The organism is Nocardia sp. NPDC004718 (assembly GCF_053601535.1).
Genome location: NZ_JBSGCA010000038.1, coordinates 38,071 through 50,720, shown reverse-complemented (window position 1 = coordinate 50,720; position 12,650 = coordinate 38,071). Strand labels below are relative to the sequence as shown.

The 12,650-nt window shown below is 68.0% G+C and carries 12 protein-coding genes and 1 tRNA gene; 7 read left to right on the top strand and 6 right to left on the bottom strand.

What is annotated here, in order from left to right; all coding sequences use genetic code 11:
* Positions 1–40: 40 nt before the first annotated feature.
* Positions 41–457, bottom strand: a complete 417-nt coding sequence (gene lpqS, locus ACWEH3_RS25760; RefSeq protein WP_450019727.1) for a putative copper homeostasis (lipo)protein LpqS — start codon at positions 455–457, stop codon at positions 41–43.
* Positions 458–695: 238 nt separating this feature from the next.
* Between lpqS and ACWEH3_RS25755 the strand changes: the two genes are divergently transcribed.
* Entirely contained in the window at positions 696–1,373 is a 678-nt protein-coding gene (locus ACWEH3_RS25755; RefSeq protein WP_450019725.1) for a DUF4389 domain-containing protein, read from the top strand.
* A 32-nt stretch (positions 1,374–1,405) separates the two neighbouring features.
* On the opposite strand, the gene ACWEH3_RS25750 is transcribed toward ACWEH3_RS25755, so the two are convergent.
* Genes ACWEH3_RS25750 through ACWEH3_RS25740 form a run of 3 tightly spaced genes read right to left on the bottom strand, consistent with a single transcriptional unit; the run spans position 1,406 to position 3,949 of the window.
* Entirely contained in the window at positions 1,406–2,401 is a 996-nt protein-coding gene (locus ACWEH3_RS25750) for an ABC transporter ATP-binding protein (protein ID WP_450019723.1), read from the bottom strand.
* Positions 2,398–3,225, bottom strand: coding sequence for an ABC transporter permease (locus tag ACWEH3_RS25745; protein WP_450019721.1), 828 nt, complete (start codon positions 3,223–3,225; stop codon positions 2,398–2,400). The genes ACWEH3_RS25750 and ACWEH3_RS25745 overlap by 4 nt, the downstream gene beginning before the upstream one ends.
* On the bottom strand, positions 3,218–3,949 hold the full coding sequence (locus ACWEH3_RS25740) for an ABC transporter permease (protein ID WP_450019719.1): 732 nt from the start codon (positions 3,947–3,949) through the stop codon (positions 3,218–3,220). Before ACWEH3_RS25740 ends, ACWEH3_RS25745 begins: the two co-directional genes overlap by 8 nt.
* A gap of 269 nt (positions 3,950–4,218) precedes the next feature.
* On the opposite strand from ACWEH3_RS25740, the gene ectB reads away from it, so the two are divergent.
* Positions 4,219–5,475 (top strand): diaminobutyrate--2-oxoglutarate transaminase, encoded by a 1,257-nt coding sequence (ectB, locus tag ACWEH3_RS25735; protein WP_450019717.1) that lies wholly within the window; start codon positions 4,219–4,221, stop codon positions 5,473–5,475.
* Here ectB and ACWEH3_RS25730 read toward each other — a convergent pair.
* Together ACWEH3_RS25730 and ACWEH3_RS25725 are read right to left on the bottom strand one after the other, a co-directional pair.
* Positions 5,440–5,910 carry an AsnC family protein gene (locus tag ACWEH3_RS25730; protein ID WP_450019772.1) on the bottom strand — a complete coding sequence of 157 codons (471 nt, stop codon included), beginning with the start codon at positions 5,908–5,910 and terminating at the stop codon, positions 5,440–5,442. The two genes, ectB and ACWEH3_RS25730, sit on opposite strands and share 36 nt — an antisense overlap.
* Before the next feature lie 301 nt (positions 5,911–6,211).
* Positions 6,212–6,285, bottom strand: a tRNA-Arg gene (locus ACWEH3_RS25725).
* A gap of 200 nt (positions 6,286–6,485) precedes the next feature.
* On the opposite strand from ACWEH3_RS25725, the gene ACWEH3_RS25720 reads away from it, so the two are divergent.
* The 5 genes from ACWEH3_RS25720 (at position 6,486) to ACWEH3_RS25700 (ending at position 12,582) form a co-directional block, all read left to right on the top strand.
* The gene (locus ACWEH3_RS25720) at positions 6,486–8,519 is read left to right on the top strand and encodes a cytochrome c oxidase assembly protein (RefSeq protein WP_450019715.1); all 2,034 of its coding nucleotides are present in this window, start codon (positions 6,486–6,488) and stop codon (positions 8,517–8,519) included.
* Positions 8,516–9,484: a serine/threonine dehydratase gene (locus tag ACWEH3_RS25715; protein WP_450019713.1), complete on the top strand. Its 969-nt coding sequence runs from the start codon at positions 8,516–8,518 to the stop codon at positions 9,482–9,484. The genes ACWEH3_RS25720 and ACWEH3_RS25715 overlap by 4 nt, the downstream gene beginning before the upstream one ends.
* Before the next feature lie 159 nt (positions 9,485–9,643).
* On the top strand, positions 9,644–10,141 hold the full coding sequence (locus ACWEH3_RS25710; protein ID WP_450019711.1) for a single-stranded DNA-binding protein: 498 nt from the start codon (positions 9,644–9,646) through the stop codon (positions 10,139–10,141).
* An 80-nt stretch (positions 10,142–10,221) separates the two neighbouring features.
* Complete coding sequence (gene ettA, locus ACWEH3_RS25705) at positions 10,222–11,898, top strand: energy-dependent translational throttle protein EttA (RefSeq protein WP_450019709.1); 1,677 nt, start codon at positions 10,222–10,224, stop codon at positions 11,896–11,898.
* Positions 11,899–12,459: 561 nt separating this feature from the next.
* Entirely contained in the window at positions 12,460–12,582 is a 123-nt protein-coding gene (locus ACWEH3_RS25700) for a hypothetical protein (RefSeq protein ID WP_355075915.1), read from the top strand.
* Positions 12,583–12,650 lie beyond the last annotated feature (68 nt).

Sequence of the window (12,650 nt, the reverse complement as noted above, 5' to 3'; positions counted from 1 at the left end):
CCGGCCGGGCCCCGGCAGGCTCCGGCCTGACGCTGACCGATCAGTTCCGATCGATGCCGAATCGAGTGAGTCGTTCTCTACCCGGATACACCGGGAGGGTCGCGACCGGGGGTGCGCGCACGCCGGCCCCGAGCGCGGACCCAGGGGCCGCGAGCAGCACCGACACGGACGCGATCAACAGCAACAGCAGCAGCGAGGCGGCGCGTGGCAGGGCCGCGAGCACACCGTCGGCGGGCACATGCCGGTCCGGCTCGGCGGCGTGCTGGTGCCGGTCGACGAGGATCGCCGGGGAGACGATAGAGGCCACGACGGGCCCGGACGCTTCGATGTGGGCGTGTGACGCGACAGCGTGGCCGAAGACATGGCACTGGGGCACCGCCATAGCGACCGCCCAGACGGTGTACGCGAGAGCCACGATCATCCGGATCACCGGTAGCCGCAGCGCGCCGAACGTCACGCTGTCCGATGGTACAAGTTCCTCCGCGCGACGATCCGCGGGCGGGAACGACGATGCGGTCGCGGTGCGGGTGATATCGGCTGCGGGACAACGCCGGTCGTTCGCCGAAGACCGAATGCACCCCGATTCGTTGGCGTGTCGGTATCAGATGGTGCCGTTCGCGAGCAGCCGGATACGCGACAATCAGGACACCTACTGGTTGTGGCATGGATCACAGCAACCGTAAGGAGCGTCGCTCATGGAACTCGAGAAGCCCGTCACACCGCCTAGCCCGGTTCGTGTTCGAGGCGATCTGGACCCCGCGCTGTCGCGGTGGCTGTGGCTGGTCAAGTGGCTACTGGCGATTCCGCACTACGTCGTGCTGTTCTTCCTGCACATCGCGTACGCCGTGCTCACGGTGGTGGCCTTCTTCGCCATCCTGATCACCGGCAAGTACCCGCGGGGACTGTTCGACTTCAACGTCGGCGTCATGCGCTGGGGATGGCGGGTGACTTTCTACGCGCTCTCGGTACTGGGCACCGACAAGTACCCGCCGTTCAGCCTGCAACCGAACGCGGACTACCCGGCCGACCTGGAGATCGACTATCCGGACACGTTGCACCGCGGCCTCGTGCTGGTGAAGTGGTGGCTGCTCGCCATTCCGCACTACCTGATCATCGGAGCGGTGCTCAGCGGCGGCATCGCGGTCGCGGGGAGCGACGGTGACGACTGGGGCGGCGGCTCGATCTCGTTGCTGAGCATCCTGCTGATCGTCGCGTTGATCGGGTTGCTGTTCACGGCGCGCTACCCGCAGGGCATCTACGACTTCGTGATGGGCGTCAATCGCTGGATCGTCCGCGTGCAGGCCTACGCCGGTTTGATGCGGGACGAGTACCCGCCCTTCCGGCTCGACCAGGGCGCTCGCGAATCCGACTGAATTCGATATCGACACCGGATCCGCCCGCCCCGTCAGCGGGCGGATTCGTATATCCGCCGCACCACGTCCTCGATCTCGGGCTCCTCGATCGACAGGTCCCGCACTTCGGCGCGGTCGGACACCGCGGCCAGCAATTGCGCGGCTGTGGTCTGCTCGGGATCGAAGGCCAGTCGCTGCCGCATGCCGTCGCCTTCGGTGCCCAGCAGCTGGGCCGAGGGAAGGTCGTCGAGGTCGGGCGCCGGTTCGGCCAGGTCGACCACCAGCACCCGGCGCGCGCCGACGGTGGCCGCCAGGCCGGTCAGCGACCCGTCGTACACCAAGTGGCCGTGATCCACGACGAGCACACGCTCGCAAAGCCTTTCGATATCGCCCATGTCGTGGGTGGTGAGCAGCAGGGTCGTGCCGCGCTCGGCCCGCTCCGCGCGCAGGAACTCGCGCAGCCGTTGTTTGGACAGCACATCGAGGCCGATCGTGGGCTCGTCCAGGATGACCAACTCGGGCGAATGCAGCAGTGCCGCAGCGACTTCCGCGCGCATGCGCTGGCCCAGCGAGAGCTGGCGCACCGGTGTGTCGAGTGTGTCGGCCATTTCCAGCTGCTCGATCAGCTCGTGCGCGCGCTTGCGCGCGGCGTTCGGCTCCAGCCGGTGGATCGCGGCGAGGATCGAGAACGATTCGCGCAGCGGCAGATCCCACCACAGCTGCGAGCGCTGGCCGAACACCACGCCGATCCGCCCGGCGAGTTCGCGTCGCTGCCGCACCGGATCCAGCCCGCAGGTGCGTACGGTGCCTGCGGTGGGGACCAGGATGCCGGTGAGCATTTTGATCGTGGTGGACTTGCCCGCGCCGTTGGCGCCGATGTAGCCGACGGCGGAGCCCCGCTCGATCCGGACGGTCATCCCGTCGACCGCGGTGAGCGTCTCGCGGCGCCTGCGCCAGCGGCGGCCGTCCTTGCGATACAGGACGAACTGCCTGGTGAGTCCATCCATGTCGATGATCGCCTCGGGGCTGCCGAACCCACCCGTGCTCATCCGCCGCCTCCCTGGTAGTGCCGAGTGCCCGATCGCCACAAACCCAGCGCCAGCAGCCAGACCCACAGCGCCGCCACCGGGGTGAGCCAGGCCAGCCAGGCGGGCAGCAGTGGTGGACCGGGCAGGCCGAGCAGCGCGAGGGTGGGCAGATAGGCGGTGAACGAAACCGGAATCGCGAACCCGAAAAGCAATCGCATGGGTGTGGGGAACAGCGACGCGGGTTGCGTCGCCGCGAACGAGCCGCCGTAGGTGAAACTGTTGGTGAGTTCGGCGCCGTCGATCAGATAGAACTGCAATCCGGCGGCGCAGACGAACACGCCGCCGAACAGCGCGATACCGCCGACGAGCGTGAGTGCCAGCAGTGCGGTCGCGGTCGCGTTCCAGGCGATGTCGTTGCGCGCCGCGCCGGCCACCAGCGCGACGACCGAGACCGAGGCGCGAGCGAACCGCCGCAGGGAGATGTCGCTGGTGATCAGTTGCAGCAGCAGCGGTTGCGGCCGCAGGTGGTAGGCGTCGAGCCGGCCCATCCGAATCAGGACCGGCAGTGTGTCCAGGTGGCCGAAAAGTACCTGGGACAGCGCGAAACTCGTGTTGCTCAGCCCGAACAGCAACAGTGCGCCGTCCAGGTCGAGTCCGCCGAGGACGCGTGCCGTGCGGAAGATCAACCACACTTCGGCCAATTCGACCAGGCCCACCAGGAAAGCGCTCAAAAGCTCACTGGCGAAGGATAACCGGTAACTGCGCTGCGCCCGGATCCTGGAGCGCAACACGGCCACGTAGGGCGTCGACCACGACGCGGTGCGCGGGGGAGCGGTGTCACCCACCCTGCACCTCCAGCCTGCGACGGCCCGCGACCAGCAGCACGCGCCCGGCGATCGCGGTCACCAGCACCCAGAACACCTGGACGCCGACGACCGAGAGCGCTTCCGCACCGGTGATCCGTCCCGAGAGCACGTCGATCGGAGATTGCAGCATCGAGGGAAAAGGCGAGGCCGCCGCGACAGCTGCCAGCCACGACGGGAACATGTGCACCGGTACGAACAGTCCGGCCAGGAACGTGCCCCCGGTGTAGTACAGCACTCGGATGCCGCGGGTTTCCACGACCCAGAACCCGATCAGCACCACGAGGAACCGGCACAGGAACGAAACGACCACCGCCAACATGACACTCAGCGCCCCGAGGAGGTAGGGGGCGAAGCCGACCGGCATCGCCAGCCCGAAGGTGAGGGTGCCCACCAGCACGCTCGGCACTCCGCGCGGCAGGAAGGTGCACGCCGCGCGCCCGAGGTCGTCGGCGAGATAGCCGCATTGGATGTCGACCGGGCGCAGGAAGTCGATCGCGATGTCGCCGTTCTTCACCCGATCGTCCAGCGGTCCCAGCGGTCCCATGAACTGCAACGCGCCGAGCAGGCCCTGCGAGAGCCATACGTAGGCGCCGATGCTGCCCCGGTCGTACCCGCCGAAGTCGCCCGCGGCATCCACCGCCGCGGCGAGGACGGCCGCGCGGACGAACCCGAACACGCAGTTGGTGAACAGCCCCGCGAACATGGCCGCTTTGTATTGCCACTGTCTGCGGAATCCGGCGCCCACAAGCGATGTGTAGAGGACGACGGCGCTGCGAAATCGTTCCCCGACGGCACGCTGTCCGCCCCCCTCCGGTCTGCCGCGCACAAGGAGTCGACTCTACCGGCCCCACTGGGCGCGGGAAAGGCTTCGGCGCTGTTTCAGGGAAAAGGCCACATCCGAGCTCCGCCGGTGTTAGAAACACTCTCACTTCAGATTGTGGAGCGCTCGCGCACGACGAGTAAGGAACGCCGATGACCGTCGCCGAGATGACTGTTTTCGAGGCACTCGAATCGAACGTGCGCGGGTACTGTCGCTGCTGGCCCGCCGTCTTCGACACCGCCAGCGGAGCGTGGTTGCGCGACGAGAACGGCAAGGAGTACCTGGATTTCTTCGCGGGCGCGGGCTCGCTCAACTACGGCCACAACAACCCCGTACTCAAGCGAGCGCTGCTCGACTACATCGCCGGGGACGGCATCACCCACGGGCTGGACATGTCCACCGTCGCCAAGCGGCGGTTGCTGGAAGTGTTGCGCGACAACGTCCTCGCCCCGCGCGGGCTGGATTGGAAAGTCCAGTTCCCCGGGCCGACCGGAGCCAACGCGGTCGAGGCCGCGTTGAAGCTCGCGCGCAAGGTGACCGGGCGGCAGACCGTGCTGAGCTTCACCAACGCTTTCCACGGGATGTCGCTGGGCGCGCTGGCGGTCACCGGGAACGCCGCGAAGCGGTCGGGCGCCGGAGTGTCGCTCGGGCATGCGATGCCGATGCCATACGACGGGTATCTCGGTGTCGCCGACGATCTGCTGTGGATGCGTAAGGCGCTGGATGATCCGTCATCGGGGTTGGACAAGCCCGCGGCGGTGATCGTGGAGACGGTGCAGGGCGAAGGCGGCATCAATGTGGCCCGGGCGGAGTGGTTGCGTGGACTGGCCGAATTATGTTCGGCCCGCGGCATTCTGTTGATCGTCGACGACGTGCAGATGGGTTGCGGCCGTACCGGGCCGTTCTTCTCTTTCGAGGCCGCCGGGATCACGCCCGATATCGTGACGTTGTCGAAGTCGATCGGCGGCTACGGCCTGCCGATGGCGTTGGTGCTGTTGCGACCGGAGCTCGATCAGTGGGCGCCCGGTGAGCACAATGGCACCTTCCGGGGCAACAACGCGGCATTCGTGACGGGGCGTGTCGCGCTCGAGCACTACTGGTCGGACTCCGCACTGGAACTCGCGACCGTCGCCAAGGGAGAGCGGATCGCGCGAGCCCTGAGCGAATTCGTCTCGACCTTCCCCGGAGTCTCGACGCGGGGGCGGGGTTTGGTGCACGGCGTCGTGTTCGAGGACACGTCTCTCGCGGAAAAGGTCGGCCGGGCCGCTTTCGATCGTGGCTTGCTCGTGGAGACGTCCGGTTCGTTGGACGAGGTGATCAAGTTGATGCCGCCCCTGACGATCGCCGACGACGAGATCGACCACGGCATCCGGCTATTGGCGGCAGCGATGGAAGCGGTGTGCGGATAAAGGCTTTCCGTACATGCCCGGCCGTGCCAGCCGGCCGGACCGCCAGCGAAGACACGCAGCAGGCAGTGCGCGGTGACGCCGGTGACCCGCGGCGTCTTCGGCAACTGCCCGAGCAGCAGGGCATCGCTGTCCCGAGAACCGCGGGTGCGGGTGACGCAGACGATCTGCGTGCCGCCCGAGGTGAGGCAGACCCACGAGGTATCCGGCCGCCGGGCCGGCGCATCGGCGACGGCCACCGCCGCGTCGGGGGTCACCTGGACGCGGACGAACCACTCCACCCACCCCAGCCGCCGGGCGTTCGGCAGGCCGACCACCCGTAGTTGCCCGGTGGAACGCAGCCTGCGGTGCCGCCGGGGCGACCGTCTGATCGGACACGCCGAGCACCGCTGCGATACGGCTGAACGGTGCGCGCCCGTCGATGTGCAGCGCGTGCACGATCGCGCTACTCACCGGCGACAGCGTAATGCGGCCATCCGCGACCGAATTCTCATCGTGGGCGTGCTCACCCACCTCGAGGTTCCTGGCCACCTCCGGCGTGCTGCCGTATTTCCTGGCCGGCTGCTCCGAAGCGGTGCCGCAACTCGGTCGCGAAATCGTCGGCGAACTCGGCAGGATCGGCGGAATCACGCCCCCGGACAAGGAAGCCGACCGGCCAATGTTCTTTGGGGTTTGGGCGTCGTACTCGGTGGGTAATACCCCTGTGACCCGTTGTATGTACAGGTCACAGGGGTTGTTGCGCCCCCGGCAGGAATCGAACCTGCGACCTAGGGATTAGAAGGCCCTTGCTCTATCCAACTGAGCTACGGAGGCAGCGGGTTCTACGATGGCCGACATTGGCCGCGCTGTCCAGCGAGTCGATTATAGCGAGCGTCCAGGTGGCCGGATTCTTAGCCTTAGCAACGTTTCAGCCATCCCGAGACAGTAGTGACGCGCCCGTGGTGATCGGGGCCAAGGATATCGGTACAAACCCGACCGGGCCACGGAATACTCGCCGAACTACGCTCAGTCGTATGTCCTCCGCCCCCACCTCGTCCGCCGCTCCCCGAGCCGAGGCCGCTCGGTCGGGGGCGACGTTCGGCACGATCACCGCGCTGGCCGGCGCCATCGCGGCCGTGGTCGCGGCGCTGGTGGTGGGGTTGTCGGCGGCGCAGGCACTGAGCCTGCTCGGCATCCCCGATCCGGGCGCGGCGACCATCTACGGACTGCCCGCGGTCCGGGCGCTCGCCGACCTGTCGGCCGCGCTGACAGTCGGCTCGCTGTTGTTCGCGGCCTTCCTGGTGCCGCCGCAGTCGAACGGGCTGCTGGACGTCGGCGGGTATCGCGCGGTGCGCAGGGCATCGAATTTCGCGGTGGTCTGGGCGTGTTGCGCGGTGCTGCTGGTGCCGTTGACGGTTTCGGACACCACCGGACGGCCGGTGGGGGACGTTCTGCGCCCGCAGGAACTGTGGCAGGCGATCGATCGGATCGAGTTGGCCGGAGCTTGGCGGACGACCGTCGTTTTCGCCCTGATCGTCGCCGTGGGCTGCCGCCTCGCGTTGCGCTGGGGCTGGACTCCGGTCCTGCTCGGGGCCGCGATCGCCACCATGATGCCGCTGGCGTTGACCGGCCATTCCTCCTCGGGCGGGTCGCACGACGTGGCGACCAACAGCCTGATCCTGCATCTGATCTCGTCCACCGTCTGGGTCGGCGGCCTGTTCGCGGTGCTCGCGCACGCCCTGCGCGGCGGTGCGCACACCGACGTCGCGGCCCGGCGTTTCTCGTCGACCGCCACGGTCGCCTTCGCCGTGATCGCGGTCAGCGGCGTGATCAACTCCTGGGTCCGCGTGCCGCTGGACGAGCTGCTCTCCAGCACCTACGGCAGGCTGGTGCTGGCCAAGGCCGCCGCGCTGGCGGTGCTCGGTGTATTCGGTTACCTGCAGCGCCGCGCCTCGTTGCCCGCCTTGGCGGCCGACCCCGGCGACCGGTCGGCCCTGGTGCGGTACGCGGGCGTCGAAGTATTGATCTTCGCCGCGACCATCGGCCTCGCGGTCGGGCTCGGCCGTACGCCGCCGCCACCGCCGGATTCCGTTCCGACGCCGGTCGAAGTGGAGCTGGGCTACAACCTGGCCGGGCCGCCCAGCTTCGCCCGCCTGGCGTTCGACTGGCGGTTCGATCTGATCTTCGGAACGCTGTCCATCGTGCTCGCGGTGCTGTACCTGCTCGGCGTGCGGCGGCTGCGGGCGCGGGGTGACGCGTGGCCGGCCGGGCGGACATTCGCCTGGCTGTCCGGTTGTCTGGTGCTGCTCGTCGCCACCTCTTCCGGCGTCGGCCGGTACTCCCCCGCGATGTTCAGCGTTCATATGGGAGCCCACATGGCGCTGTCCATGCTCGCGCCGATCCTCTTGGCGCTCGGTGGCGCGGTGACGCTGGCGCTGCGTGCGCTGCCCCCGGCCGGCCGCGGTGGCGTGCCCGGTCCACGGGAATGGCTACTGGCCGCGGTGCACAACCCGGTCTCGCGTTTCCTGACCCACCCGATCGTGGCGTCGGCGATCTTCGTCGGCGGCTTCTACGCGCTGTACCTGGGCGGCATCTTCGACGCCTACGCCGACTCGCACGCGGCGCACCTGCTGATGAACGTGCACTTCCTGCTCAGCGGTTATCTGTTCTACTGGGTGGTGATCGGGATCGATCCCAAGCCGAGGCAGGTGGAGCCGTTGACCAAGCTCGCCATGGTGTTCGGCTCGCTGCCGTTCCACGCGTTCTTCGGCATCGCGCTGATGAGCATGACCACGGTGCTCGGCGGCTGGTTCTACCACGGCCTCGGTCTGGGCTGGAACGGCGATCTGCTCGGCGACCAGCGCACCGGCGGCAGCCTCGCGTGGGCGAGCGGTGAGGTCCCCCTGGTGGTGGTGATGCTGGCGTTGCTGATCCAATGGTCGCGCAGCGACCAGCGACTCGCCCAGCGCACCGATCGAGCCGCCGAACGCGACAACGACGCCGCACTCGCCGCACACAACGCGATGTTCGCCGAACTGGCCAAGCGAGATGGAGAAGTGCGTAAGTGAGTGAACGCGCCACCACGGTCTCCCCACACAGAGCGGCCGGGCGGGTGGAACGGTCGCATGTGCGATCCGCACGCAGGCGGCTGGCCGGGCAGATCCGTAAGACGCCGGTCTTCCACACCTCCATCGCGAGCCCGTCCGGTCCCGTCCCGGTGACGATCAAGCTCGAGCACCTCCAGCACGGCGGGACGTTCAAAGTACGCGGCAGCCTCAACGCGCTGCTCGAGTCGGGCGCCGGGATCGATCAGGTGGTGATCGCCTCCGGCGGCAACGCGGGTATCGCGGCGGCGCTGGCCGCGGCGCGGCTCGGGAAATCCTGCACCGTCGTCGTCCCGGAGACGGCGCCGCACACCAAGGTCGCCGCGATGTGGTCGCACGGCGCGGAGGTGCTCTGGCACGGCACCTGCTACGCCGAGGCCTTGCAGCACGCGACCGAGCTGGCCACCGAACGGGGCGCGCTGCTGCTGCACGGCTACGACCTGCCCGCGGTGGTCGCAGGCATCGGTGTGGTGGGGCTGGAACTCGAGGAGCAGGTACGTGGTCGGCCGCCGGTGCTGGCCGCGGTGGGCGGTGGCGGACTGGTCGCGGGCATCGCGGCCGCGGTCGGGCGGCGTCAGCGGGTGATCGGGGTGGAACCCGACGGCGCCGCGATCCTGCGCGCGGCGTTGGCGGCCGAGCGTCCGGTGGACATTGTCGGGTCCGGGATCACCGTCGACTCGCTGGGGCCCACCCGTATCGGCGACATCGCACTCGACGTCGCCCGCCGCCACGGCGTGCGCTCGGTGCTGGTCAGCGACGACGCGATCAGCGCGGCGCGGGAATATCTGTGGCGCGAGTTCCGCATCCTGGTGGAAGTGTCCGGCGCCACGGCGCTGGCCGCAGTGCACAGCGGCGTCTACGTTCCCGCGCCGGACGAGCGACCGGTGGTTGTCCTCTGCGGCGCCAATACCGACGTGGCGGTGTTCTGACCACGCGAGCGTGAAAGCTCGGTCTTCACATTTCGGGAAGTTGTGCACATTCCTGGATCGGATCGCTCGGGTCCGCGAAATCGGCGCACGCTGGAAGTGCCTCCTGGAGGGGGAGGACGTTCCGGGCGGTTCCGGATCCGAATGTGAAGGGGCGTAGCTATGTACGAGGCGAATGCGACCGTGATCGGAACGATCGCCACCCATCCGGTCAAGCGTGATCTGACCAATGGCGAGCAGGTGGTCACCTTCCGGTTGGCGAGCAATTCCCGCCGACTGGACCAGACGTCGGGGCAGTGGGTGGACAACGGCACTCTGTATCTCACCGTCAGCTGCTGGCGCAGGCTGGTGGCAGGTGTCGACGCGTCCCTGCGGCGCGGCGATCCGATCATCGCCTACGGCCAGCTGCGCTCCCACGAGTACCGGAGCAAGGACGGTGTGGAGCGACGGGACCTGGAGATGCGCGCCACCGCGGTCGGACCGGACCTGTCCCGCTGTGTCGCGCACCTGACGCGGCTGTCCGACCTGCCGCCACGGAATACTTCCGCGGTCGCGAGCGCTGAAGGTCAGGTGCCGGTGGGCGGCGCGCCGGGGGAGAATATCGTTGCCGCCGATTCGGCACCTCCGCGCGGCAGCGCGCCCGAGCCGGTCGACGCTTGATCGCATGGCCGGTTTTCGTCCCGGCGGCAGGGTAGCTCTGCTTCGTCCCCCCATCTCTCGCACCGATAGGCTTCACACTTATGGCTGAGTTCATCTACCAAATGAAGAAGGTTCGCAAGGCGCACGGCGACAAAGTCGTGCTCGACGATGTCACCTTGAACTTCCTTCCCGGCGCCAAGATCGGCGTCGTCGGCCCGAACGGCGCGGGTAAATCCAGCGTGCTGAAGATCATGGCCGGACTGGACCAGCCGAACAACGGTGACGCGTTCCTCGCCGCAGGCGCCACCGTCGGGATCCTCCAGCAGGAGCCGCCGCTCAACGAGGAGAAGACCGTCCGCGGCAACGTCGAGGAGGGCATGGGCGAGATCAAGGTGAAGCTGGATCGCTTCAACGAGATCGCCGAGCTGATGGCCACCGACTACTCCGACGAGCTCATGGAGGAGATGGGCAAGCTGCAGGAGGACTTGGATCACGCCGACGCGTGGGACCTGGACTCCCAGCTCGAGCAGGCGATGGACGCGCTGCGCTGCCCGCCGCCGGACGAGCCGGTCACCAACCTCTCCGGTGGTGAGCGCCGCCGCGTGGCGCTGTGCAAGCTGCTGCTGAGCAAGCCCGACCTGCTGCTGCTCGACGAGCCGACCAACCACCTGGACGCCGAGAGCGTGAACTGGCTCGAACAGCACCTGGCGCAGTACCAGGGCGCCGTGCTCGCGGTCACCCACGACCGGTACTTCCTGGACAACGTCGCCCAGTGGATTATGGAGCTGGACCGTGGTCGCGCCCACGCGTACGAGGGCAACTACTCCACCTACCTGGAGAAGAAGGCCGAGCGGCTCGAGGTGCAGGGCAAGAAGGACCAGAAGCTGCAGAAGCGGCTCGAGGAAGAACTCGCCTGGGTCCGTTCCGGCGCCAAGGCCAGGCAGGCCAAGAACAAGGCCCGTCTGGGCCGGTACGAGGAGATGGCGGCTGAGGCCGAGAAGATGCGGAAGCTGGACTTCGAGGAGATCCAGATTCCCGCGGGCCCGCGCCTGGGCAACGTGGTGGTCGAGGTCGAGCACTTGGACAAGGGCTTCGGCGACCGTCAGCTGATCAAGGACCTGTCGTTCACCCTGCCGCGTAACGGCATCGTCGGCGTGATCGGGCCCAACGGCGTCGGTAAGACCACGCTCTTCAAGACCATCGTGGGGCTCGAGTCGCCGGACAGCGGCGAGGTGAAGGTCGGCGAGACGGTCAAGCTGAGCTACGTCGACCAGAATCGTGCCGGCATCGACCCCAAGAAAACTGTCTGGCAGGTGGTCTCCGACGGTCTCGACTACATCGAGGTCGGCCAGCAGGAAATGCCGTCACGCGCCTACGTGAGCGCGTTCGGCTTCAAGGGCCCCGACCAGCAGAAGCCGGCGGGCGTTCTGTCCGGCGGTGAACGTAACCGGCTGAACCTGGCGATGACGCTCAAGCAGGGCGGCAACCTGATCCTGCTGGACGAGCCGACCAACGACCTCGACGTCGAGACCCTCGGCTCGCTGGAGAACGCGCTGGAGAAGTTCCCCGGCTGCGCCGTGGTCATCTCGCACGACCGCTGGTTCCTGGACCGCACCTGCACCCACATCCTCGCGTGGGAGGGCGACTCCGACAACGAGGCCAAGTGGTTCTGGTTCGAGGGCAACTTCGAAGCGTACGAAGCCAACAAGGTCGAGCGGCTCGGCCCGGAAGCGGCCCGCCCGCACCGGGTTACGCACCGCAAACTCACCCGCGGCTGAGTTCGGCGGCGTAGGCGGGTGCACGGTGCGGCCGCACCCGCCCTACGTGCCCGCACTGCCTGGATGCTGTGGCCGGGCGAGGACGACACCGCCGCGAAAGCCCGGATTTCGGCGGACCCGCACGGTTCGACTTCGGGCGGCGCAGGACCTCGCCTGTGGAAGGCCCCGGTTGGCGGTGCTTGCTGGGGGCCATTGGGGGCAAGACAGGGACATGGGACGCATATGTTCCCGGGGTGGGTCACCCGGGTGCAGTTCGCACCGCGCCGCGTAAACCTGTTCGGCCTGGCCGGTGAGCGGGGAAGGGCTCCGACTGTCCGGGGCGCCTTCACCGCCGCTGGATCTGGTGATGGCGAGGTTTCTCCTTGCCAGGGTGCCCGCTGCCGGGCACGAGCGAGCGGGCGCTGCCTGGCATTTGCTGGTGTGCGATGCGGAGCGGTTGAGCCCGGAATTCGGGTCGAGAGCTGGGGGTGACGGCCGCGGTGGGGTGGCGCGAAAAGTCTTTCCGGGGAACGCGGAACAGGAGTGACACCTACCCGCGCGTAGCTCGCTAGGGTGGGAGTCGTGAATGCGCAGGCGCAGTTCGAGCAATCGGTGGCTTCGACCGCCGACGCGGTGGTCGAGCTGACCCGAGGTACCGGTGCGGCGCCGCTGCCGCCACGGATACGACCTGTCGCGCTCACCTGACGTTCGCGGGTCCGACTTCTGTGCTGTGCCCGAGGTTGTCGCGTGTGATCTCGGCACACGAGCGGCGA